This is a genomic window from Alteromonas hispanica (assembly GCF_010500915.1).
In the GTDB taxonomy this organism is placed as follows: Bacteria; Pseudomonadota; Gammaproteobacteria; order Enterobacterales; family Alteromonadaceae; genus Alteromonas; species Alteromonas hispanica.
Genome location: NZ_JAAAWP010000002.1, coordinates 492708 through 517116 on the forward strand (window position 1 = coordinate 492708; position 24409 = coordinate 517116).

Genomic DNA, 24409 nt, shown 5'->3' on the forward strand with positions numbered 1-24409 from the left:
GCAAATTGATAGATAAATATTTATGTTCCTAGGTTTAGCGTAGTCTAAACCTCAGTTTCGTAAAGTTATTTAGCTATTCTGAGGCAACATGAGGTGTGACTTTCTATGAAAGTGGCAACTATGAAGAACAGCTGTAATGAGAGACACCGCCCGCACCAAAATATTCGCGAGGCCGCAAGCGGTAGTGTTCTGCTTCTGTCTGCACCGACTGTTCATCATAGGGCTTTGAAAGTATGTGTTGTAATGCGTGTATACGCTCAAATGTTCCTTGTTCAGCTTCTTTATAGGCAGGCACAACCAGCCATTCTCGCCAGGTATATTTTGGGTTGCTACGCATCATTTTTTGTGCTGCAAGCTCGCTATTTCCTTGTTGCTTGCCATCTCCCTGATGTTTTATGATCGCATGCCACGTATCAAGCCACTCATTCCATTGTTCAGTCATACCTTCTTTTAGAGGAACGTAAAAGCTCTTCGTTAAGCCACTCACTTCTTTTGGAAGCTTTGAAAGCTCTCGAAAAAAGAGATTATAGTCGACACCGGTACGCATCATTAAATGCAACAACTGCAGAAGCAACTCATTATTAAACGTGTTAAGCCCGAGTTTAGCGGCCCACATAGTGTCCATTTTTTCCTGCATTACAGCAGAAAAACCGCTATTTACATCCCGCAATGCCTCAAGCGCTGAAGGTGCATTTGTGAGCAGAGGCTCAATTGCACGGCAAAACATATCAAAATTCTTTTCGGCGGCTACGGGTTGGTTAAGAAAAGAAAAGTGGCGTCCTCCTCCTGTCCACGGCTGATAAGCAGGGTCAAACAGTTCACAGAATCCGAAAGGGCCATAGTCGAGAGTGTATCCGCCCGCAGCGCAGTTATCACTGTTGAAGTTTCCTTGGCAGTATCCCACTCGTATCCAGTTGGCGATAAGTGATGTCAATCGTTCACGAAAAGCCTTGGCAAGTGCGATGAGCTGGCTTTCAAATGGTTGCGAGCTGTCTACTTCGTTTGTATATTCTCTTTCTATCAAGTGCATAACAAGCTTTTGAAGCTCCTCTAGCGCAGAAGGATACTCATTGCGTCTAGCACGCCTACCAAATAGCTCAAGTTGCCCCACGCGAATAAACGAAGGCGCTACTCGCGTAGATATAGCAACAAAATTTTGAACCATGACTTCTGGATCTTGAGAGTTTGAGCCCTCTAGATACCAAGGGCGATCTACGGTTTCCGACTGAGACATAAAAAGACTAAGCGACCTAGACGTCGGTATGCCAAGTGCATGCATATGTTCTTGAACTAGGAACTCTCGCACACTTGAGCGCAGAACGGCTCTGCCATCTGCACCCCGGCAGTAAGGAGTACGTCCGGCACCTTTTAGCTGCATTTCCCAGCGCTTTCCATTTAAAACAGCTTCAATCACTGAAATAGCCCGTCCATCGCCATAGCCGTTGCCGGTCTGAAACGGGCATTGCTGAGTGTATTCGGTTCCGTAAATAGACAGAGCATAGCCTGTAGACCAGCCATGAGGTTTTATCGCTGAAGGTAGGCCTGCCATGTCGCCGGAAAATAGCTGTTTAAATTCATCTGTGTAAGCGAGTTGCTCATCAAATCCAAGTTCGTCAAAAAAAGCAGGGCTGTGGGCAATGTATTTGGGATCTTTAATAGGGGTAGGGGTTACTGGAACATAATGCCCTGAGAATACTTGTCTTGGGGTGTGTTCGTCGCCGTTCTTATCCGCTTGCGGATCGGCAACTAAGGCGTTCATAAAGGAGTAATCAAGGTGTTCTGCAAGGTCGCCTATGGTTTTTACTCGCTGTTTTGCTGTGTTGTCTTGCTGGTTTAACATTTGCTCTGACATTGGCGCCTCATTAAAAACACTAGATTATGCTTACATTGTATGGTCTCTTACCTAAAAATAACACCTGTGCTTTTTTGGGGTTATCTGTTGCGCTCGCTCGCAGAAAGCATAGCTAATTCAAACATAGCCAATTCAATAGTCACTGATTCAACCACAAGTTCAAGACAATGTTTACTTTACTGCGCATAAAGAGCAATCTAGCGTTAAGCATTGCGCGCTTTTTATTGCTAAATCACCAACCGTGGTCGATGCCATTCGCAAGTAATCAATAAGACGCTTTGCGCTTAAAGGCTGGAATTGAAAAAGCTGGGATTTAAAAAAAAGCAATGACACAGAACAAAACTACAAAAATAGTCATACTCGGCGCTGGCAGCGTAGGATGTTATATCGGTGGATGTTTGCTAGCCGCCGGCGCAAACGTGAGTTTTATAGGTAGGCCCCGTTTACAGCAGGATATAGCGCAATATGGCCTTCATATAACCGATTGGGAAGAGCGAGACAGTAATGTAAGTAGCAGCGACATTCATTTCACAACAGATAACAATGTACTTACTGAAGCAGACTTTATTCTGCTTTGTGTGAAAAGTTTAGACACAAAAGCCGCAGCAAACGTCATAAATCAGTACGCTGCGTCACACTCTATCATTGTGAGTTTTCAAAATGGCGTGACTAACGGCGATGTGCTGCAATCACTATTACCTCACAGCGTAATGCGCGGAATGGTTCCCTTTAATATTTTTTATAGAGGGAAGGGGCACTTTCATTGCGGTACTGAAGGCCATTTAGCCATGGAGGATAAACACGGCATATGCCAGCCATTGTTAACTCTGTTAAGCAAAGCTGGGCTTCCTGTTACCGTACACGACGATTTGAAAAGCGTTCAGTACGGAAAGCTCATACTCAACTTAAATAATGCGGTTAATGCATTATCGGGCATTCCGTTAAAACAACAGTTGGCCAGTAGAGATTACAGGAAAGTAGTCGCTGAAGTGCAAAAAGAAGCGCTTGCGGTTCTTAAGGCAGAAGGAGTGACACCTGCGCGCACTGGCAAGGTAATACCCTCTCTTATGCCTTATATTTTATCGCTTCCAGATAGTCTGTTTAAGCTGGTTGCCGCCTCTACATTAAAAATAGACCCACAAGCTCGCTCTTCTATGTATGAAGATCTCGAGTTAAATAGACCGACAGAAATCGATTTTCTCAACGGTGAAATCGTGCAAAAGGGCAAGAAGCACGGAATTGCGACCCCGGTAAACAGCCATATTGTGAAATTGATGAAACGTGCAGAGCAGAATGCGAAAGGCTCACCTCATTTATCTGCTTCGCAGATGATGCCCTAACTGCACAGCTAAGGCCGAAGCCAAAACCAAAGCTTAGCCCAAGTACGAGCTTAGCACTTCGATAAGTTTTACTCTTTCAATGGGTTTACTGATATGTGCATTCATCCCCGCTTTCTTGCTTTCTTCTATATCGTGCTGCATTGCGTTAGCGGTTAACGCAATTATTGGCGTTTTTATATTACGCTTTTTGCGAATAATTCGTGAAGCCTCATACCCATCCATTTGCGGCATTTGAATATCCATCAAAATAAGATCGTAAGACGCATCAGATAGGGCTTCAAGCGCCTGTATTCCGTTCTCTACTCGATCTATCACGGCATTAGTATTACTGAGTAACGACCTGATAACTTCCACATTAATTTCGTTATCTTCGGCGAGCAAAATTCGACACTTTTTAAACTGGATATGCGCAGGCGCTGAAGCAGATGACGGTGAACGCTTTTCTTCTTTCTCATCGCCCACCGCTAAGCTTAGTGTGAAAGAAAATGTTGCTCCGCTGCCTTTTTCACTCTCAACGTTAAGCGATGAGTTCATTAACGCCAGTAAGTTATTGCTAATATTGAGGCCAAGTCCCGTGCCACCATATTTTCTTGCGGTTGAACTCTCTGCCTGAGTGAAAGGCGAGAACAAGTGGTCTTGCTGAGATTGAGAAAGACCAATTCCCTCATCTTTCACCCAAACTTTTAACGTGCATGTATTTCCTTCAATATGTTCAACACCTATTCCAATTTCGATGTTGCCCGCATCAGAAAACTTAATGGCGTTGCTTATTAAGTTTGCCAAAACCTGCTTTAGCCGTAATTCGTCAAAAACAAGGTATTTGGGCAAGGTCTTGTCGATATTAAAGCGCAGTGATAAACCTTTTAGCGATGCTTGCTCATAAAAAATATCAGCGAGATTGCTAACGCTTTTTTTGAGGTTATGGCTTTCCAACTCAAGCTCAAATTTTCCGGCTTCTATTTTTGCAAAATCGAGTAGGTCATTAATAAGCTGCAATAACATTTGTGAAGAGCTGACAATGCGACGAGTGAGCTTTTTATTCTCTCTATCTTGCATTTTATCAATAAGCACCTGACCGAAGCCGATAATCGCGTTCAGCGGTGTACGAATTTCGTGACTAATGTTTGAGATAAACTCTGTTTTGAGACGGCTGTGTAATTCAGCCTTTTCTTTGGCGTCTAAATAAAGTTTATTGGTTTTATGAGACTTGCGCAGCAGCAGTAAAATAATCACGATGGTGGAAAGAGTGAGCAGAACCAGCAGTACCAGAAGTTTAGAGTAAAGGCTCTGACTCTTTTGAGCAGCATTTTGGGCTTTAAACAGTTCGTTGAACGCCTCGTTTTCTTTTTCCAACTGCAGTGCTTTCTGCTTTTCTTGTTCTATTTGCTGCACTAAGTTTGCACTTTCTATCAGCTCTAAATCTTCATATTTTTTCGCTTTTATATATTCCTGGTGAAACTTCTCATACTGGGAAAAAGCAAGTTGATAGTCGCCTCTTGCAGCGGTTATTTGTGAGGCCGTTTGCTCTAATTGTGCTCGCCACGTCGTGCTCTCTCCCGGGCGACTGTTGTCGTACAAATCACGAGCCATGTTCAGCGCGGTTTCAGCTTTTTCCAGTTCACCTCGCGACAAATGTGCTTCTGCTTTTAGCCTGTATATTTCACTGTCGTAAAACGATGATGTAAGCGGGTGGGCAAGAATTTCCTCAGAAAGCGTGAGCGCTTCGTCAAGTCGTTGAGCTCTAAAGTAGGTAGTCGCCATACCATATGTAGCAAGATATTCAGAATACTGAATGTCTATTTTTACATCATGGGTAATCGCATAATTGAAATACTCAAGCGCTTTCTCATATTGGCCAATATTTCTATACAAAATACCAATAGCATAAAGGCTGTCGCTCATAAGTACCCACTGCTGCGACTTTTCTGCGCCATTGAGCGACTTTTGATAGTAATCAAGTGCAATATCAAATGCGCTGATAGACTGATAGTAGTCGGCGACTATGGTGTCGTATAACGGCCGAAGCTGTTGCAGGTCGTTTTCTGTAAGCAGGAGGTTGAGCTCGCTGATAAGCTTTGCATTTGGAGCAAAAACCTGACCTTCACTATAAGTGAGAATAAGATAAGCAATGGCATAAGCTTTGACGTTAGCTGATGCGGCGGGGTGTGATATGACCTTGTCAAAGTAGCTATAGCTTTGTTGGTAATCTGCATTCAATCCATATATACGCGCAATGCCGGTGGACACGGTTAAGCCTTGTTGGCTGTCATTTTCAAGAGTTTGCAGAATAGCAAAAATACTGTCGTTAGGAGATTGGTGTAATTTGAGTAGATATTGAACGTAGTAACTAGCAATTAAGCGTTTCGTATCGGTATCTATGCTTTGCTCGCTTAGCCATTCCTCCATTGATTCAATGGCCTCGCCAATGGGCATGGGAAGCTCATTATCTACGCGATTTACCAATTCGTTTAACTGAGAAACTTCGAAAGCCTGAGCGTGCCTATGAAAAGACAGCACGCAAATAAGCACTAGAAAACAAAATGTGGTTATTCTCGTCAACTTCTTGAAGCCCATATTTAACAATGATTTTTGTAATGCGGAAATGCCGGTTACGAATTTGTATCGTACCGTAATTCGCATGTAAGTCTAACCCTTGTTTCTCAAATAAAATGAGATATATGCGCCAGAAAACAGAAGAATATGGCTGTAACTCTAAACCCGTAAATTTGTGGCCCTTAAAAATAAAGCTCCTAAAGAGGAGCTTTAACAATGTTATCAGCAGCTAGCGTATCGCTTACTCACTCTTTGATAATAAAATACGCAACATTCTGCGAAGAGGTTCGGCAGCGCCCCACAGCAGCTGATCGCCCACTGTAAACGCAGAAATATATTCTGGCCCCATGTTTAGCTTACGAATTCGGCCCACAGGAATGGTCAGAGTGCCGGTGACTTTAGCCGGAGTAAGTTCTTGCATGGTGATATCCCTATCGTTAGGGATAACTTTCACCCATTCATTATGTGCGGCGAGAATGGCTTCTATTTCCTCTACAGGCAAATCCTTTTTAAGCTTAATTGTAATAGCTTGACTGTGACTGCGCATCGCGCCTACACGAACACATATTCCGTCAATCGGAATTTCCTTTTTCTGTGCAGAACTAACGCCTAATATTTTGTTTGCTTCAGCCTGTGCCTTCCATTCTTCGCGGCTTTGACCCGAAGGTAGCTGAGAATCTATATACGGAATAAGGCTGCCGGCAAGAGGGACGCCAAATTGTTCACTTGGGTAGTCTTCACTACGAATAAACTCAGCCACCTGATGGTCGATATCGAGGATAGCTTTTGCTGGGTCTTCAACGCTGGTTTTGACGTTGTCGAAAATGGCGCCCATTTGCGAGATAAGCTCTCGCATGTGTTTAGCTCCAGAACCAGACGCCGCTTGATAGGTCATGGGAGAGGCCCATTCAACCAAGTCTTTTTCAAACAGTCCGCCTAAAGCTAGCAGCATAAGTGATACGGTGCAGTTACCGCCCACAAATGTACGTACTCCTTTCTCGATGCCAGTAGATATTTCGCTGTTGTTAACAGGATCTAGCACAATAATGGCGTCATCGTTCATTCGAAGTGTTGACGCAGCATCTATCCAATAGCCGTTCCATCCAGTGGCTCGCAAGTCTTCATAAACTGCTTTGGTGTAATCACCGCCTTGACAGGTAATGATAATATCTTGCTGCGATAGTGCGTCTATATCGTATGCGTCTTCTAAAACACCGGCCTCGCCATTGTCGGTTTTATTGGCAAAGTTCGGTGCGGCGCTACCTTTTTGAGAAGTGGTAAAAAATGTGGGCTCAATATGCGCAAAATCGTCTTCTTCTTGCATGCGTTGCATTAATACTGAGCCAACCATACCGCGCCAGCCCACTAAACCTACTTTTTGTTGTGCCATTGAATCGAGAACCCTTGTTTCTAAAATTGATAAGTACTGGCTTACACCGGCTTCGTGCCGCTATAAAGCCTGTGAGGTGATTAGATAATCTAAACCACGTATACCTGTCGTTTTTATTTTTATGCCCGCAGTCTAAGGGTTATTTTCCCATCTTGCTAGCAGGTTTTTATAGATTGCAGCAGGGCTTGAGAAATCGATTGTTAAGTGGCAGTTAAACTTGCTTTTGTCAGGAACACTTTTTATGCTCAAAATGAATTTTGATTCCTTATAAAAAAACAATACAGCGAGAATCTACCCAATGAGTGTTGCTAATATTATGTCTAAACGCGTGGTGAGCGTTTACATGGACGACAGTCTACAGTCGTTGCGAGAACTATTTACGGCCACGGGGTTTCACCACTTAGTTGTGGTTCATGAGCACAAGCTGCAGGGCATTATATCTGACAGAGACTTGTTAAAAGCGGTGAGTCCCTTTGTAGATACCATCAGCGAGCGTATGTTAGACAGGGCAACGCTAGATAAACGTGCCCATCAAATCATGACTCGTGATGTAGTTACCATGAGGCCCGACGACTCTATTTTCACTGCCATTGAACTATTCAATAACAACAAAATATCATGTATTCCGATTGTCGATGACAAGTCGCACCCGGTGGGCATGGTGTCTTGGCGAGATGTAATGCGCTTCATGCAACAACGAGTTGAGTCGAAGCGCTAGGGAATATAGGTTGTTGCTGCCGAAAGAGCAAGTTAGCACAGTGGTGCTAACTTTCTCTATCGGCTAGCAGCCGCTACTGTTTGCGGTAGCTAACTTTAAATAGCAAGCTGTATAAAACAGGCACGGCAATTAGCGTTAAAACAGTGGCGAAGGAAAGACCGCCCATAATCGTCACTGCCATATCTGCAAAGAAGGGGTCGAAAAGCAGAGGCGCCATACCCAGTATGGTAGTCACTGCCGCAAGCGCAACAGGTCGCACACGACTTAGCGTGGCCTCTACAATCGCTTTTCTAATCGCCAGCCCTTCCTCAATTTGAAGGTCAATTTCCTCAATTAATACAATAGCATTTTTTATTAACATGCCGAACAAACTAAGGAACCCTAGTAAAGACATAAAACCAAATGGCATCCCGGTGGCAAGTAGACCGGATACCACCCCCACTACTGCCATAGGAACCACAAGCCAAATGATCAGAGGCTGTCTGGCGCGGCCAAATAGCAACACTGATATAATAAACATCACTAAAAAGCCTGCTGGCAATCCTGCTCCCAAGGCTTTTTGGGCATCTCGAGAGCTTTCAAATTCTCCGCCCCATTCAAGGTGATACCCCGGCGGTAGCTCGATAGACTCGACAACTGGTCGTATTCTCTCGAACGCCTTTGCAGCCGTCTCGCTAGGACCAGGTTCACCCTCTACCGTAATGGTGCGCAAGCGGTCCCTTCTGTGAATTCGCATTTCTTCGGTAACAAGCTCCAGCCCTTTAGACACCTGCGTGAAGGGAACATACTGGCGCTGCTGTGAAGACCAAACCTGTGATTCTCGAATTGACTGTAGTTCGGTGTCTTCGGCTTTGCCCATTTTGGCCATGATGCTATACGCATAGTCGCCGTCCTGAACCGTGCCTAACTGCACGCCACTGCTGGCATATTGCACAGTTTGGCTAAAGTCAGAGTGGGATACACCAGCAATGCCTGCATTATAATTGTCATACTGAGTATTAATGGCAAACCCTTTCTCGCGCCAGTTATGACGCACATCGATAATTTGCTCATCTTCTGCAAATAGGCGCTTAGCCTGCTCAGCTATTTCTCGAAGAACCTCAGTATCAGGGCCAGAAAATCTCGCTTCAAGTTTGGCGCCAGACCCCGGGCCAAACTGCATGCGCTCCATGTAAAAGCTGGCATCGAAGTCTAAGTCGGTTAGCTTATCTGATAGCGCTTCTTGAATAGAAGGAATACTATCCAATGTTTTTGCCCTAACCATAAAGAAGGCATAATTTTCGTTTGCACTTTTCGGGGCGTAGGTAAGAGTAAACCTGTCAGCACCCTGACCAACAAAGGTGGTAACAGCCGTTACATTTTCCATTTCAAGAATGCGTTTCTCGGCTTGTTTGGCGATGACTTCGGTGGCTCGAATGTCGCGGTCTTGCGGGCCCCAATAGTGAACAAAGAAGAGTGGGGCATTGGAAGGGGGAAAGAATCCTTGTTTCACCATACCAAAACTGCCATATGCCACAACGGTAATAACTACTAAGGCGGCAATGGTAACCCAACGAAATTTGAGTGCTTTTACGAGTGCACCTTTAAAATAGGTGAGCATAGTTGAGGGTTTTTCATCACCACCTGACGACATACCTTTTCTATAAAAGTAGGCTCCCAATACAGGCACAAGGGTTACCGCTAATACCCAGCTTATAAGCAGTGACACAAGCACAACAGCAAATAGTGAATATAAAAATTCGCCTGTGGCGTCGTTAGATAACCCAATACCTGAAAACGCTGCAATACCAATAATGGTGGCTCCCAGCAACGGCCATTGTGTGCGCTTAACAATGAAGCTTGCTGCGCTTTTTGCCGTTGTACCCGTGGCCATTCGAAGCATCATACCTTCTGCAACCACAATGGCATTATCTACCAACATGCCCATAGCAATAACCATGGCTCCTAGGGATATACGCTGAAGCTGAATACCCATTAACCACATTATCAAAATGGTACCTAGTACGGTCACAAGCAAAACAGTGCCCACAACGACACCAGAGCGCCAGCCCATAAATAGGCACAAAGTGAGGGTTACCACAGCTACTGACATCACTAAGTTGTTAATAAACCCATCTACCGACTCATCAACAACCGAGGCTTGATCGTAAATTGGTGTCAGTGTAATACCCACAGGCAATTGTTTGAGCAATTCGTCTACTTTGGCGTTTACTTTCGCACCTACATCCACAATATTGACATCTTCAAGAGCTGATACGCTGAGTGTTAATGCTTCTTCTCCGTTATAGCGCACTAACACAGACTGAATGTCTGCTGGCTCAAGTTTTAGCGTTGCAATGTCCGCTACCCGTAAAGAGCGATTGGTACCAGGAATAACCACCGATAAGTTAGAAATCTCTTCTAGTTTATCGGGAGCGCGCTCAACAATAATTCTGACATTCTTTTCGTCTACTTTTACGCGACCACCATTAAATGGGCGAAGATTGTCTTGAAATAAAGAGGCTAAATCGGGGAATGATATGCCCAAACCGGCCAGTTGATAGGGGTCGATGTAAGCCACTATTTGCTCTTTTTGTACACCGGTTACATCCACTTTTGCTACCCCTTCTGTAGTCAGCAAGTCTCGACGTATAATGCGAGCAAACTCACGTAACTCACGAGTGTCAAAATCGGGTGCACTTAGGGCGTAGTAAAGACCATATACATCACCAAAATCGTCATAAACAATAGGGTCTTGCGTACCGGTAGGAAGCGAACTTGCGGTGTCGCGAATACGTTTTCTTAGCTCGTCCCAAATTTGCGGAAGTACTTTACTATCGTAAGTACTTTTTACTTCAACCGTGACTTCTGACAAGCCGGGAGATGATACCGAGCTTACCTTTTTAAGTTGAGGCATTTGTTGAATAGCAATTTCAAGTCGCTCGGTAACTTCGCGCTCTACTTTTTCTGCACCCGCCCCAGGGTAAGCGGTATATACCTTTACTTGTTTAATGGTGAAAGCAGGGTCTTCTAAACGTCCTATTTTCGACATCGCCAGAATACCGCCTAACAGCAGTATTACTACCATAAGCCATACATTAACCGGCTTATCTATTGAGAAGCGCGCTATATCCATGAATTACTTCTCTCCTTTGTACGGGAGGACTTTCATGTCGGGCGTCATTTTTGTGGCCCCGGCCGATACTACGCGCTGCCCAAGACGAATATCGCCTTCAACAATAGCAAGTTCATTTTCGATGTGTTTAACGCTGATTGACTGTTTGTTAACGCGGCTGTTGTTCTCGTCAAAGATCCATATAGCAAACCCATTGTCCTTATCTCCCACTAACGATTTCACTGGCACGACAAGTCCTTCGGGGTACATAGAGCCTTGCAGGCTTACTTTTACAATAGCGCGAGCGCCAGGAGTAAGCGGTAACTCTTCCCGGGGCTCCATGGCAAACACGACTTCGTAAGTTTGCGATACCGGATCGGGCTGGGTTGAATGTTCGACGTAAGTTACTGGATACCACTGGCTTCTATTGGTGGCAAGGGTAGCACTTGCCTGCTTTATACCACGACCTAAATTAGCGGTGAGCAGCCGTTCAGGTACATTGATATTAAAATAGATTTTTGACATATCCTGCAGTCGAGCAATGGGCGTACCCGCAGCAACAAAGCTATTATTTTCAACGAGTCGTTGAGATAGTTTGGCATCAAAAGGGGCATAAAGCTGGGTGTAGCTCAAATCTTGTTCCGCATTTTTTAAATCAAGCACAGCAAGTTCGTATGACGTTTTTGCCGAATCAAGGGAGCTTTGAGCAACAAGATTTTGTGCGAACATTTTCTCGATGCGGCTAAGTTCACGCTTAGACTGTTCTAGCCGTGTTCTCGACTGCTCTACGCGGCGCTCAAAAGGCTCTCTATCGATAGTGGCTAAGAGTTTGCCCTTCTCAATATCACTTCCCGTTACAAGGTCGGTTTGAATCAGGCGACCAGACACTTCAAAGCTTAGATCTACCGTTTTAACCGCTGATACCACCGCAGGAAAGGTAAATTCATCAAAATTTGGTATGTTGCTAATCGTTGCCAGCTTTACATAGCGCGGGGTGGCGGGTTCTGACGACTCAGTCTTTTCCGATGTGCATGCAGCAACGGTTAAAAAGGTGATCGCAGTAACGATAAAAGTACGAGAGATTCGCATCATGGACATAATGTTTTGTAATCCATATCAAATTAAATAAAAAGAGAATAGAAGAAACGGAATTAGCCGAATGGAGCTTCTTCTTAAAGTAAACTGTTGAGTGCATTTTAGTGTGCTTCATTTGAAAAGTAAACTGTTCAGTGTAATATGTGCCTTAGCATTCATTAAGACTTTATTAAATGACAGACATTACACGCAGACGAAGCGATAAAAAGCGAGAAGCTATCATTCAGGCCGCCACCCAAGCGTTTCAGGAGTTTGGGGTGAATGGTACAAGTATGGATAAATTGGCCGAATTGGCAAATGTATCGAAGCGGACCGTTTATAATCATTTCTCAACCAAAGAATATTTGGTGATGCACTTAATCAAAGAGCAATGGCAGAGTGCATTAGTTGATATTAATGCAGAATATAAAAGCGACTCGCCTTTAAACGAGCAGCTAGAGGAATTAGTATTTCAAGAGGTATCGTTTATGTGCAGCGACAGCCATCTTGAACTAGCCCGTGTTGCCATTGGTCACTTTTTTTACAAGCCTGAAAAGCTGAAAGACGAAGTAACACAGTTAAAAGCGCAGGAATCTTCGCTGCACCGCTGGCTCAAAAAAGCTGAAGCAGACAATAGGCTAACATTTGAAGATATAGAGCAGGTGGTTAATGAAATAGACAGCCTCATTAAGGGGCAGTCTTTTTGGCCTCAACTATTTAAGATAGAAGACAACCTAAGCGACGATGATAAGTGGCGAATTACAAGAAATATTGTCGCCATGGTGTTAAGTCGATATGAATGTTAGAAAGCGAAGCAGTACATGAATAGCAAGCTGCTTCGCTTCAAAAAGCCTTCCCGAATCTGAACTCAATCAGGATGGTACTACAGTGTTATTGTCCGTTTTTTGCAAAGTTTATCAGAGTTTCTCCATCCATTCGGTATCCAAGCCATTCGCTTTTCGCCTTTGCGCCTAGCGACTCATAGAAGTCGATAGCCGGCTTGTTCCAGTCAAGCACACTCCATTCAAATCTTCCGCAATTGTTATCAACGGCGATACCGGCAAGATGCTGCAATAGCGCCTTTCCTGCGCCTAAACCGCGAGATTGTGGAGAAACATAAAGGTCTTCTAAGTAGAGTCCATTACGCCCTTGCCATGTTGAATAGTTAAAAAAGTAAACTGCAAAGCCTATGGGCACACCCTCATTTTCGCATATGATGCAATGAGCCGTGGCACCCTCACCGAATAAAGTGTTGTGTAGGTCAGCTTCCGATGCTTCTACTTCATGTTCTGCTTTTTCATAAATTGCAAGTTCCAGAATAAACTGACGAATTTGCTGAATATCATCTGGGGTGGATTGGCGGATTGATAGGGTATTACTCATCGGTATTCCTTATTTGCTTTTATCGACCACGGCTATCAAGTGCCGGCTTTTGGTCATTGATTGACGCGCTCTCACCACCTGTTGTGCTTTTTACCAACTTACTCTTAATCCATGTAAATGGCTTTCTCAAATCAAGCAAAATCAAATACAAGCAGGGCACTAAAATAAGTGTTACCAGAGTAGCATAAAGCACAGCAAAACCCAGTGCAGCAGCCATTGGCACTACAAATGCTGCCTGCAGACTGGTTTCAAACATTATAGGTAGCACGCCAACAAAAGTAGTGATTGAGGTGAGCGTTATTGCTCTAAATCTAGCCGTGCCTGCCTCAACAACCGCTTCTTTTACACTGAAGCCCTGACTTCGGCGTTGATTAACAAAATCGGTCATTACCAAAGAATCATTTATCACTACACCGGCTGCCGCAATAAGGCCAAATGTAGACATCATGGAGAGATCTAAACCAAGCAAAAAATGTCCCCAAATAGCGCCGGTTAAGCTAAACGGAATGACCGACATGATAATGAGAGGCTGACCATAACTTTTTAGCGGTACTGCAAGTAAAATGTACACCATCACCATGGCCGCCAAGAAAAACAGCAGCTGCTCACTTTGTTGTGCCTGCTGTTCTTCAATATCGCCACCAAGTTCTGTCATCACAGTCGGAAATTCTTCCTGAAGTTGAGGGAGAAGAGTGTCTTTGATGTCTTCTACCACTTCGTTAGGCTCAACCGTTTCTTCGTCTATATTGCCCCAAACGTAAACGCTTCTGTATCCTCCTTCACGGCGTATATAGCTAATGCCTGGCTTTTCTTCCAGGTACACGACATCGCCGAGCATCACTTCTTCACCGGTCGGGGTTTTAATGAGCGTGTATTTCAGCTCGGCAAAGCGCTCGCGGGTAAGCTCCGGGTAGCGCACCATAACGCGCACTTCTTCGCCATTTCGAATAACACGCTGGGCTTCACCACCATAAAATCCAGCGCCAACCTGAGAGGCTATGTCTGAGAGTGTTAATCCCAAATCGTAAGCTACCGGCAGTAATGTCATCTGCACTTCTTTACTTGGAGGGTCGATAGTGGAGCTAACGTCAAACAGCCCATCTTTTTGTTGTAGCATTTCAATAAATTTTAACCCTGCGGCGTTTAAGGTATCTATATCTGAACCAAAAAGAAGGTACCCAAATTCACCATCGTCACCACCTCCGTTTACATCATCAACAACGGTAAAAGATTTCATTCCAGTAATTTCTGGTATGGCTTCACGCCAGCGCCGCGCCAATTCAAATGTATCGATAGGGCGCTTTTCTTCTTCCACTAGGGGAGCAAGAATTTGTGCTTCAGTGCGTGTATTGTTAAATGCCAGCCTGTCTCTAACCATGCCTGAGCCAAATTCATCAATTATTTGCTGCTCAACATCAAGTATGGTGTTTTCTACGATTTTGAGCGCATCAATGGTCGCCTGGTCTGAGACATTCTCATTCATTTCTATTCTTACGCTTGGGAAATCGTGAGGTACTTTGGGGTTTGGCACCATGCGAACATAATCTGCACTTATCAGGCCCCAGCTCAACATAAGCATGGCAACGAAAAGCATAAACACTACCCAACGAATTTTAATGGCTGCCTCGACCGTTCTTTTGTAAGGTCCATTTATAAAGTTCTGGAACCGTTTATTGAACTTAGAACGCCAGCTATTTGGTTTTACTGGAGAAAACGATGTGTGCGCTAAGTGTGCCGGCAAAATCAGCTTTGATTCAACCAGACTGAACGCTAAGCATAAGATAACAACGACAGCGATGTTATAGAAAAAAGCACCTTCCGGACCACTGCTTAATGTGAAAGGCGCAAATACTGCAATTGTTGTTAGTACACCAAATGTGGCTGGAGTGGCAACGCGTTTGGCACCACGGATCACGTTATCGACTCCGCCGCCTTTGCTTTCTATTTCTGTGTAAGCACTTTCACCGATAACTATGGCGTCGTCTACCACTATCCCAAGCACCATAATAAATGCGAACAACGAGAGAATATTGATACTTATGCCAAATACCGGCATGAGCATTACCGCACCAAGGAAACATACCGGCAAGCCGATCATAACCCAAAATGCCAGTCTAAACCGCAAAAAGAGGGAGAGCATAAAAGCCACTAGCACAGAACCTTGCAGTAGATTCCAAAGCATCATATCTAGGCGTGCATTCAGGTAATAGGTTAGATCTACCAGTACCTCTATCTGGACATCTTGTGTGAAAGATTTATTTTTTTGCTCTATATAGGCTTTAACTGTCTCGGCAACGGGAATGGTGTCTTGTGTTTTGGTGGCTTTAACGGCCATTGCAATAGCATTCATACCGTTATACTTAAAGTATCTTTCACCCTCTACAAAACCATCGTTTATGAAGGCTACATCTCCTAAAGTTACTTTGGCGCCGCCCTGACCAATTTTAACAGGGATGTTGGCAAATTCTTCGCCGCTGTAAAATTGGTTTTCCACTCGCACAGAAACAAGCCCGGCGTTGGTGCGTATTTGACCCGCTGAAATGTTGGCAGAATAATTATTGATTGAACGGGTGACATCAGCAATAGATAGACCGTACTTTCTTAGCGTATCGGGCTTTATTTCTATCGCAATCTCATCATTGGGAGCAGACATCTGAACCAGTGATACTGTGCCTAGCTGCAAGAGTTCGTCTTCTACTTCCTTCGCTATTTGCTTTAGCTCAGAAAGTGGTAAGTTACCCACCAGCGGCATCTCTATCACGTCTTGTTGAAATTCTACTTGCGAGACATTGACTGGTTCCATACCGGCGGGAAATGTTGCTATGCCGTCTATTCGAAGTTTTACCTTATCAAGCACCTCAGTGAGTTCTGCATTTGTGTCTATTTCTAAACTTACAGTACCATTTCCTCTAAATGCTCGGGACACAGTGCGCTTTATTTCAGTTATGTCTTTTATCGCCTCCTCAATTTTTATGAAAATACTTTCTTCTATTTCTTGAGGAGAAGCACCGGGGTAATTGGCAGTAACCGTAATATAGTTAATTTCAATATTGGGAAACATTTGACGTTGTATAGTGGCAAAACTGGCAATACCCATAACGATGATAAACACCATCAGTAAGTTAGCAGCCACTGAGTTACGCGCAAACCAGGCAATAATGCCGTGTTTTGTATCGTTGTGCGTATCCATGAAAACCCCTAAATTAGTTTGCTTTCGCTGTCACTGCATTAGCAGTATTTTCAATCACTCTTACTGCCATACCGTTTTGCGGGTATTCAGGTAAACTCATCACAACTTTCTGAGGGTTAAAGTCGCCTTGAATAAGAAAGTCGCCACTGTCTTCACGCACCACTTTAACTTTGTGAGAGTGTAGGGTGTTGTCTTCATCTAACGTCCACACTTTCTGTTCAGTAACCAACTCCTGTGGTATGCGGAACACGTCTTCCAATACCTTACCTTCAAAACTTACTGATACGTAAGAACCAAACTTAAGGACAGGTTTGTTTGAATTGATACTATAGGGGTCGTTAACTCGCGCAACAAAGTAAGACATGCGCGTATTATTATCTACAATGCCTGTATCGCGATGAATCACACCTTTTACAGATATGCCTTGCCCGTTTTGATTTGAAATCGTGTTGTCAGAAACCGTCACTTCACTTCCTACCGTTTTCGCTTCCAGAAATCGACTATCAAAGCCAGCAACAGGAAAGGTGATTTCAGCAGATTCAATATTGTTAAGTACTGCAACAGGTGAGCCTTGTGTCACATAGTCTCCGGTGCTTATGCTGCGAGATACAACCAGCGCGTCGTAGGGCGCTTTCACCTCACAGTTTTCAAGATCGCGTTTGGCTATCTTCAATTGTGCTTCTGCAGATTTTAAGTTTGCCTCTGCACTCATCACTTGTGGCTTACGCAAATAAAGCTCTGAAACCTGAGAGTTAGGCATAGTTTTCGCCTCTCTCGCGGCTACGTCCGCCTGGGCTTTTTCTTGAATAAGTTGTGCTTTAGCACTCGCGACATTTGCCTGAGCAGAGAGCAACGCCGCTTCATAGGTGTCGGCTTCAACGGTAAATAGCACTTCCCCTTTGCGCACCAGACCTCCACTGACTAACTTTGGATTCCACATTTGAACTTCACCCGACACTTGCGCAGCAAGGTTTGTGGTTTCTAGGGGCATAACTTCGCCATAAGAGCTAAGCTGCACGCGAACGTCTTCGGGGGTCAAAGAATCAATTGTGACGGTGGGGCGGGTATCTATTTTTTCCGCAGGCGTTTTGTCAGAAGCTGACGCTTCAATACCTTTCATACCGGCGTATCCTAGGACAAGAACTACCGCGGGTAATACAACTTTCGTCCACTTCATTTTACTGCCTAAACTTATTGCTAATTCTGGTTATAGTTTAACGTTTATTTGACGTTTTTTGTCAAAGAAATTGTAACGAAAAGTGAGTCGAATAACGTTGAGAGAGCGAAACTGGCTATTCACAATCTTAGCCGATACAGACTTTATTGCGACCGCTTTCCTTGGCGCGGTACAATTCCATATCTGCATGACGTATAGCGTCTGCCAGGGGGAGTGCACAGGAAACCTCACACACGCCAAAACTGCTGGTTATATGAATGTCGCTGTCGCCGATTGCGACTGCTGAGTAGCTTAGTGCCTCACGCAGCTCCTCCAGCACATTTACAGCCTCTGAGGAGGTGGTTTCTGGGAATATAAACATAAACTCTTCACCGCCCCAGCGTGCAAGAATGTCTTGCTTTCGCAACCGTGAGCTGAAAATTTCTGATATTTTTACCAATACGTCATCACCCGCTTCGTGGCCGTAAGTATCATTGATGCTTTTAAATCTATCTATATCAGCAATGGCGATTGAGAAAACCTTTTTGCTGCGCTGAATCCGTGCATACTCTCTTTCTAGCGTGACCTGACAGCCGCGGCGATTCATTAACTTGGTTAAATGATCGTGATTGGCTTGCTGCTCAAATTGTTCAGAGAGGTCTAGCGCTGTCTCATAACTTTTTTGTCTGCTGTACTCATAAAACGCAGAGAGGAAGGTAACGGTAAGAAATGAATATAGCAGCCGAGATTTAAATGCGTATGTGTAAGACGTTAAAAGCAGCGATTCGTCGAAAACAAAAAAAAGCAGGGTGCAGGCAATGGTAAATACCAATAAAGCGAGTAGTCCCCGAACGAAACCAGCAAAAAACATGGTGACCGGAGGCACTAAATAAATCCACAGCGGGCCCGTATTATCTTTTCCTCCAGTAATAAGCAAAAGAAACACTAACACCATTAAACACGTTATTAGCAACGTCATGGAAACTGTTCGTGAGCGAGGCGTACCAAAATGAATTTGTATTCGTTGAGATAGCGCAAAAGTAATGCTTGCGGTAAGTAGAATAATAGCTAGTGGAAATTCTTGCCCGATGAGTGCGCGTATGCCTAAAAAGAAAGTGATCGAGACGCCAACAGCAGAAAATAAGTTCACCACCATAATACGACGATTGGTTTCGTCTTTGTAGTGTCGACTCACACCACTCATCACATACTGTTTTAGAAAACTCATCATAAAGATTAGGCTGAAGGTGCTCTGGTGTTGTGTGTACTATCAGCAACTTTACTGGCTAACTCCACTAAAGCGTGCCGCATGGCTGTTATGCTGGCGGAAAAACCGTCGTTCTCTAATTCGGTCTCTATAAGAAACGACTCCCTATGGACATTTGAATGCATGTCAGTAATGACAAAGTCACCTTTCAGCACAACATTGCCTTTGTATGTGCTTATAAAATCTGAAACGTAAAGGTTTAGCGTAGACAAATTCCCTTCTAGCGGATTTTTTGCCGATGTCAGGCTTATGTTTTTTAGGGCGAGATGGTCGCTAAGCGATTTTCTCAAACCTTCTTCAACAGGCTCGGCCCATAAATGGGTGGCAGAGATGTGCAAGTTAGTATCGCTAACTTGATAGACTAGCCCGCGATGTTTTAAATAGTCGGGAAGCGTAACCTTGTTGAAAACAAGATTGGTGTTATTAGTATCTGAGTACGCAGTTGTGTTTTGGGCTTTAGAGGGAACTGCCGAGTGCAATAAATAGTAGGACAAAGACGGATTAGAACCTGCACACCCGCTGATAACTAAAAGTAAAATTGTTGCCAGTGCAAACCTGATGTTTCCTTTTTTCGAAAAAAAACCAGTGTTCATTGCCATTTTTATTTTCCCTAACTCTTTTGTCTTTTAATGACAAGAGTATTAACTACGTTTATTAAATGAACGTCAACTTTTCTCAATTTCTGGTAGGCATGCTCTCTCATTTTACTTCTGAGATATCACGCATGTTTCCATTGCCTATCCCTAGCCTTATACGTTCAGAATAAATGAATTCTACGCTTATTTCTCTACTGCTTTAGGCTGAATATCTTCATTGACCTCGCGAGGAAAAATAAGGCTATTGGGCGACTGATTTAGCTTAAGCAATAATGGTTGAATTGTGCGCATAGTGTCTTGAAGCGCATCCACCGTTTCTTTAATTTCTGACTTGTCGAAGCCACCTTCACTGTAATTTTTCAATAAGCTATCTAAACTTATCAGGACTTGATTCAAATTACTATTTAGCGCTTTCGCATCAATGTCCTCAATAAGAAGGTCAAAGTCACTGCTTGCGGTCTCTACTGATTCAGCGGCAAGCTTCATGTCTTCTACCGCTAATTGAACGTTTTCTACCATTTCCTTAAGCGGTAATTGATTAATTTTATCCAGTATGGCGTCGGCCTTTTGAGTCAGCTGTGTGAACTCATTGCTCACGGTAGGAATAACCTCGTACCCATTGATCACCCTAATTATACTGCTCTCGGAGGCATCGGGAACGTGTTGAAGATCGACATACAGCCCGCCGGTCAGCACGTTGCCCATTCTTAAGGTTGCGCGTAAATCGCGCTCCAACCAATTGCGCAGCGTTTGTTTTATCGCCCGTAAACCTTCTTCAGTATCTGGCTGTCGAGCTTTGCCAGGATAAATATTGATAAGGACAGGGATAGGGTAGTCTTGTTCTAAAATGTTCCCTTCCACCGCAGGGAGGGAATTAATACCTGTCACGTTGCCTATTTCTATACCGCGGTATTCAACCGGCGCACCAACGGTGAGTCCTCTCACACTTTCATCAATGAGTAATAAGTATTCGGCCGCCACTTTGTAGCGGGCGTCTGAGGCTGCGCTGCCGTCTTCAAAAATGGTAAAAAACGCATTTTCTACCACCCGTTCGCCTTTAGGTACACCCTCGGGAATACCAAAAGTTATACCGTTAGCTAAAAGTGTTTCGAGACTGCCTGTTTCAACACTTACGCCACTAGATTCAAGCTGTAGTTTAATACCACTGACATCCCAAAAGCGTGTATTTACAGTGATAAGTTTGTGGTAGGGGGCTTCAATAAACGCGTCATAATAGACCACGCGCTCTTCAATATTGAATGTAGCATCTTCAAACTCACCGACTTTGAAGCCTTTGTAAATAATTGGGTCGCCAGGTTTGTAGGCAAACTCATCATCGCTTCTTAACATCACGTGAAGCCCTGGTGTTCCCGGCGGGGTAACAGGAGGGCGGGAAAGCGCGTTAAAATGAAACTGTTCTTTTCCATTATCCTCAGCAGACATGGCAATATAGCTGCCCGAAATGAGAGTGCTGAGGCCAGAGACTTCTGAAAAACTGATTCGCGGAGCAACCACCCAAAATTCAGCATTTTCATTGAGTAGGTGCGATGCACTGGCGTCGATGCGAGCAGTCACTAGCACTCCGTCAAGATCGGGTTTTAGGGAGATTTTCTTTACCTGACCTATTTCTAAATCTCGTACTTTAATAGGGGTTTTATTTATCTCTATACCTGTTGCCGAGTGCAGCTCTATGGTGATGAGTGGGCCTTGGTTTTTCCACTGGTAATAAACCATCCAGCCGCCAATTAACACCACAATAATGGGAATTAACCAAATTCGGGAGACGGATGATGTTGGTTTTACCTCTGCCTCGTTAATGTTCGCATCGTTTGTGGTCATGGTAATTGCTTCCACTGCTGCCATATAAGCCGTGAGTCAAATGTCATTGCAGCTATCATTGTAATAAAAACAACGGCACAAAAGGCGAGAGCCGCTTGGCCGGGATAAATTGATAATGTATTTCCCATCTGTATCAGCGATACCAGCACCGCAACCACAAAAACGTCAATCATTGACCAGCGGCCAATAGCTTCTGTCAGTCGGTAGTAGCGGGTGCGCAGTTTTTGTGAGCCTGTTCGCTGTCGTTGAACGGAATAATTTAGCCATCCCAATATTAATATCTTCGCCACGGGGACAACAACGCTGGCAAAAAGAATAATAAGCGCCACCGGATAAGACCCAGACTCCCACAGCGACAGCACACCACCAATAATGGTGTTTGGCGTTTCTTGGCCGAAGAGTTCAGTATACATAATTGGTAAAAAATTAGCAGGAATATACAAAACACATGATGTTAAAAGTAAAGCCCAGGTTCTTTGGATACTGGCGCTAGCTTGAGATGCACTCAGTGGTTTGGGCGAGGGTGGCGTACCTTGCTTTAACCACATAGCATAACGAGTGGGATCAAACTGCATAATAGCTAACGTGGTGAAGGCACTAAACCCAATAAACGCATAGAAAGATAAACCTATTGTTACATCAGCGAGTTCGTTAATTTTAATAAGGCTCACTAATGTACCAATTAGAAAGATTTCAGCCATACTCCAGGGGAGTAACCCCTTAACGACTGAAAAAAGACGGTGAAGGTAGAAGGAACGTCGTTGCTGTAATTGTGCAATTGACAGCCATACCAGGCCAACAAGTACCAAGCCCGGCAGCATAACAGTGGCAAGGCCCGTAATAATAGCAAGTGATAGATAGTCGTTTTCAATCAGTACGGTTATCCCGGATGGTAGGTCAATGCTGTGCTTTTGCCCACTAGCCCTAAACGTTAAAAAGTTAAAAGGAAGGGATAATAATAAAAACACTAACGCACTGAACGCATAAGCGATTAGCTTTTCAGTGGCATTATTCTTGAAAGTAATCAGGGTATGTCCGCATTTAGGACAGGCCGCCCTTTGACGGTGAGCAAGTGTGGGTATACTCACGCTAGTGTGGCATTGGTCGCACACTATTGTTAATTGCTCGGCTTTTTCCATACTAGTCGCTAACGACACCCGTTGTGTGTAATATCAATAATATAAAGCATTGATTTTTAGTGTCTACCAAATAGCGTTTTCTTTCCATGTCTTTAGCCAAATCTGCGTTTTATACTTAATAAATAGCGATATACCTGATGCAAAAACTACGAGCGTTTCAACAATTCCTCACTACCGGTCGCAAGCGTAGCTATCGAATTTTTACTCAACAAAGCGTTCAGTTTGTTCGCTTATGGCGCACATTAACTTTTGCTCAACGTTGCTATTGTATAGGTTAAAGCAATATTGAAAAAAACGTATAAATGGACGGCAAAGTTACTGCATTCATCAATTAAAAAAAGCGCAACATCAGGGCGATGAGCACACCCGTGATAATAAGCTGAACTAGGCAAAAACCCATAATATCTTTGGCTTTTAAGCCAGCGATGGCCAGAACAGGAAGGGCCCAGAAAGGCTGTATTAGGTTTGTCCACGCATCTCCCCAAGCCACCGCCATGGCTACTCTCGATATATCTGCACCCAATTCGGCTGCGGCAGGCAGCACAACTGGGGCCTGTACAGCCCATTGTCCACCTCCTGAGGGCACAAACATATTAACAATACCTGCGCTAATAAAGCTCAGCACGGGCAACGATTCCACAGAAGCGAAACTGATTAACCACTGAGACATGCTTTCGGCAAGACCGGATTGAACCATAACTGCCATGATCCCTGCGTAAAATGGGAATTGAATAATGATACCACTTCCGCCCTTTACGGCTTGCTGTAAGCTCAACAGCAACCGGCGGGGGGAGCCGTGCAGTACAATTGCTAAAAACAAAAAAATGGCGTTTACGATATTGAGGTTTAGCCCACCGCCATGGGCAAAATAATTAATGAGATACACTAACCCCATGACGCCAATCAAAGTGCCTAATATTTTACTGTTCTCGAGTTTATCTGCGGGTCTTTCTGTGTCTTGCTCATTCTCTTGCTCATCCGGCTGGGCATCGATGAGTTTTTCGGAGCTCACAAAAACGCTGTCTGTGCGGCTGGGCAGCATTAGTCGGTTTACTAAGGGAACAACGATAAATAAGATACCAACGAGAGCAAGATTAAACACACTAAAAATGGTGTTACTTGTATCTATAACGCCTATTTGCGCCTCACTGAAGTGTCCATTTGTAGCAATGGTTAGAGGAATTGAACCGGCCAGGCCACCGTGCCATACAATAAAGCCGGAGTAGGCGCTTGCAACCAGCAGGCGGTAGTCTACTTGAGTTTTGCGAGCGATGGCTTTAGCGAATAGCGCGCCAATCACTAAACCAAAACCCCAGTTAATCCAACTCGCCGTTAACGAGACCAAGGTGACCAAAATAATTGCCTTACCCGGTGTATTGCCCAAGTGAGCAAGCTTTTCTAACAACCTTCGAATAACGGGCGTCGATGCCAGCATATATCCGGTAATCAGGACTAATAGCATTTGCATGGAAAATGTAAGAAGACCCCAAAGCCCGTTGCCCCATTGTTCTATCACGGTGATAGGAGACTGCTGCTCAATAAACACCGCGGCAGCAAAGACAATAGCAGTGAGAATAAGTACGAATACGAACGGATCGGGTAAATAACGTTCTACTAGTTTAACCAGTGGTTTTGCAGCTCTATTTAACATTGTTATGAGTATATTTTCGTTAATAGGTAATACGAGCATATCGTATCTTTACCCATTTCCCTACACACTCGAAGGAATGAATAAATAGTGAACATAAAAAAGCCCGCTTTTACAGCGGGCCTATTTGTTCTACGCATTTGTTCCAAGTATCGTTAAATGTATTTTTT

At 44.1% G+C, this 24409-nt stretch carries 16 protein-coding genes; 3 read left to right on the forward strand and 13 right to left on the reverse strand.

From position 1 onward, the window contains the following. Positions 1 to 118: 118 nt before the first annotated feature. Positions 119 to 1840, reverse strand: coding sequence for a protein adenylyltransferase SelO (locus GTW09_RS05095; protein ID WP_163110724.1), 1722 nt, complete (start codon positions 1838 to 1840; stop codon positions 119 to 121). Positions 1841 to 2178: 338 nt separating this feature from the next. On the opposite strand from GTW09_RS05095, the gene GTW09_RS05100 reads away from it, so the two are divergent. Next, positions 2179 to 3192 carry a 2-dehydropantoate 2-reductase gene (locus tag GTW09_RS05100; protein WP_163110559.1) on the forward strand — a complete coding sequence of 338 codons (1014 nt, stop codon included), beginning with the start codon at positions 2179 to 2181 and terminating at the stop codon, positions 3190 to 3192. A 33-nt stretch (positions 3193 to 3225) separates the two neighbouring features. On the opposite strand, the gene GTW09_RS05105 is transcribed toward GTW09_RS05100, so the two are convergent. Together GTW09_RS05105 and asd are read right to left on the reverse strand one after the other, a co-directional pair. Beyond that, positions 3226 to 5832: a response regulator gene (locus tag GTW09_RS05105; RefSeq protein ID WP_239059276.1), complete on the reverse strand. Its 2607-nt coding sequence runs from the start codon at positions 5830 to 5832 to the stop codon at positions 3226 to 3228. 154 nt (positions 5833 to 5986) lie between these two features. Further along, a complete protein-coding gene (gene asd / locus GTW09_RS05110) occupies positions 5987 to 7135 on the reverse strand; it encodes an aspartate-semialdehyde dehydrogenase (RefSeq protein ID WP_163110561.1) in 1149 nt (382 codons plus the stop codon). Between the two features lie 298 nt (positions 7136 to 7433). Between asd and GTW09_RS05115 the strand changes: the two genes are divergently transcribed. Then, positions 7434 to 7853 carry a CBS domain-containing protein gene (locus tag GTW09_RS05115; protein WP_163110563.1) on the forward strand — a complete coding sequence of 140 codons (420 nt, stop codon included), beginning with the start codon at positions 7434 to 7436 and terminating at the stop codon, positions 7851 to 7853. 73 nt (positions 7854 to 7926) lie between these two features. On the opposite strand, the gene GTW09_RS05120 is transcribed toward GTW09_RS05115, so the two are convergent. Together GTW09_RS05120 and GTW09_RS05125 are read right to left on the reverse strand one after the other, a co-directional pair. After that, positions 7927 to 10968, reverse strand: coding sequence for an efflux RND transporter permease subunit (locus tag GTW09_RS05120; protein ID WP_163110565.1), 3042 nt, complete (start codon positions 10966 to 10968; stop codon positions 7927 to 7929). A gap of 3 nt (positions 10969 to 10971) precedes the next feature. After that, positions 10972 to 12045: an efflux RND transporter periplasmic adaptor subunit gene (locus tag GTW09_RS05125; protein ID WP_232230602.1), complete on the reverse strand. Its 1074-nt coding sequence runs from the start codon at positions 12043 to 12045 to the stop codon at positions 10972 to 10974. A gap of 170 nt (positions 12046 to 12215) precedes the next feature. Here GTW09_RS05125 and GTW09_RS05130 point away from each other — a divergent pair, with 170 nt between their 5' ends. Next, positions 12216 to 12827, forward strand: a complete 612-nt coding sequence (locus GTW09_RS05130) for a TetR/AcrR family transcriptional regulator (RefSeq protein WP_163110567.1) — start codon at positions 12216 to 12218, stop codon at positions 12825 to 12827. A gap of 85 nt (positions 12828 to 12912) precedes the next feature. On the opposite strand, the gene GTW09_RS05135 is transcribed toward GTW09_RS05130, so the two are convergent. The 8 genes from GTW09_RS05135 to GTW09_RS05170 form a co-directional block, all read right to left on the reverse strand. After that, the gene (locus tag GTW09_RS05135) at positions 12913 to 13404 is read right to left on the reverse strand and encodes a GNAT family N-acetyltransferase (protein WP_100971321.1); all 492 of its coding nucleotides are present in this window, start codon (positions 13402 to 13404) and stop codon (positions 12913 to 12915) included. Positions 13405 to 13423: 19 nt separating this feature from the next. Continuing rightward, positions 13424 to 16594 carry an efflux RND transporter permease subunit gene (locus GTW09_RS05140; protein WP_163110569.1) on the reverse strand — a complete coding sequence of 1057 codons (3171 nt, stop codon included), beginning with the start codon at positions 16592 to 16594 and terminating at the stop codon, positions 13424 to 13426. Between the two features lie 13 nt (positions 16595 to 16607). Then, positions 16608 to 17771 carry an efflux RND transporter periplasmic adaptor subunit gene (locus GTW09_RS05145; RefSeq protein ID WP_163110570.1) on the reverse strand — a complete coding sequence of 388 codons (1164 nt, stop codon included), beginning with the start codon at positions 17769 to 17771 and terminating at the stop codon, positions 16608 to 16610. A 127-nt stretch (positions 17772 to 17898) separates the two neighbouring features. Continuing rightward, positions 17899 to 18954 carry a GGDEF domain-containing protein gene (locus tag GTW09_RS05150; protein ID WP_239059290.1) on the reverse strand — a complete coding sequence of 352 codons (1056 nt, stop codon included), beginning with the start codon at positions 18952 to 18954 and terminating at the stop codon, positions 17899 to 17901. A 32-nt stretch (positions 18955 to 18986) separates the two neighbouring features. Beyond that, complete coding sequence (locus GTW09_RS05155; protein WP_163110575.1) at positions 18987 to 19616, reverse strand: PqiC family protein; 630 nt, start codon at positions 19614 to 19616, stop codon at positions 18987 to 18989. 180 nt (positions 19617 to 19796) lie between these two features. After that, on the reverse strand, positions 19797 to 21452 hold the full coding sequence (gene pqiB / locus GTW09_RS05160) for an intermembrane transport protein PqiB (RefSeq protein ID WP_163110577.1): 1656 nt from the start codon (positions 21450 to 21452) through the stop codon (positions 19797 to 19799). Continuing rightward, positions 21449 to 22591 carry a paraquat-inducible protein A gene (locus GTW09_RS05165; protein WP_100971325.1) on the reverse strand — a complete coding sequence of 381 codons (1143 nt, stop codon included), beginning with the start codon at positions 22589 to 22591 and terminating at the stop codon, positions 21449 to 21451. The genes pqiB and GTW09_RS05165 overlap by 4 nt, the downstream gene beginning before the upstream one ends. 331 nt (positions 22592 to 22922) lie before the next feature. Continuing rightward, positions 22923 to 24242: a short-chain fatty acid transporter gene (locus tag GTW09_RS05170; protein WP_163110728.1), complete on the reverse strand. Its 1320-nt coding sequence runs from the start codon at positions 24240 to 24242 to the stop codon at positions 22923 to 22925. Between the last annotated feature and the right edge of the window lie 167 nt (positions 24243 to 24409).

Excerpts from the sequence above, each read along its gene's own strand:
- GTW09_RS05095 (WP_163110724.1), bottom strand. The coding sequence starts at position 1,840 with ATGTTAAACCAGCAAGACAACACAGCAAAACAGCGAGTAAAAACCATA.
- GTW09_RS05100 (WP_163110559.1), top strand. The coding sequence starts at position 2,179 with ATGACACAGAACAAAACTACAAAAATAGTCATACTCGGCGCTGGCAGC.
- GTW09_RS05105 (WP_239059276.1), bottom strand. The coding sequence starts at position 5,832 with ATGCGAATTACGGTACGATACAAATTCGTAACCGGCATTTCCGCATTA.
- asd (WP_163110561.1), bottom strand. The coding sequence starts at position 7,135 with ATGGCACAACAAAAAGTAGGTTTAGTGGGCTGGCGCGGTATGGTTGGC.
- GTW09_RS05115 (WP_163110563.1), top strand. The coding sequence starts at position 7,434 with ATGAGTGTTGCTAATATTATGTCTAAACGCGTGGTGAGCGTTTACATG.
- GTW09_RS05120 (WP_163110565.1), bottom strand. The coding sequence starts at position 10,968 with ATGGATATAGCGCGCTTCTCAATAGATAAGCCGGTTAATGTATGGCTT.
- GTW09_RS05125 (WP_232230602.1), bottom strand. The coding sequence starts at position 12,045 with ATGTCCATGATGCGAATCTCTCGTACTTTTATCGTTACTGCGATCACC.
- GTW09_RS05130 (WP_163110567.1), top strand. The coding sequence starts at position 12,216 with ATGACAGACATTACACGCAGACGAAGCGATAAAAAGCGAGAAGCTATC.
- GTW09_RS05135 (WP_100971321.1), bottom strand. The coding sequence starts at position 13,404 with ATGAGTAATACCCTATCAATCCGCCAATCCACCCCAGATGATATTCAG.
- GTW09_RS05140 (WP_163110569.1), bottom strand. The coding sequence starts at position 16,594 with ATGGATACGCACAACGATACAAAACACGGCATTATTGCCTGGTTTGCG.
- GTW09_RS05145 (WP_163110570.1), bottom strand. The coding sequence starts at position 17,771 with ATGAAGTGGACGAAAGTTGTATTACCCGCGGTAGTTCTTGTCCTAGGA.
- GTW09_RS05150 (WP_239059290.1), bottom strand. The coding sequence starts at position 18,954 with ATGAGTGGTGTGAGTCGACACTACAAAGACGAAACCAATCGTCGTATT.
- GTW09_RS05155 (WP_163110575.1), bottom strand. The coding sequence starts at position 19,616 with ATGGCAATGAACACTGGTTTTTTTTCGAAAAAAGGAAACATCAGGTTT.
- pqiB (WP_163110577.1), bottom strand. The coding sequence starts at position 21,452 with ATGACCACAAACGATGCGAACATTAACGAGGCAGAGGTAAAACCAACA.
- GTW09_RS05165 (WP_100971325.1), bottom strand. The coding sequence starts at position 22,591 with ATGGAAAAAGCCGAGCAATTAACAATAGTGTGCGACCAATGCCACACT.
- GTW09_RS05170 (WP_163110728.1), bottom strand. The coding sequence starts at position 24,242 with ATGTTAAATAGAGCTGCAAAACCACTGGTTAAACTAGTAGAACGTTAT.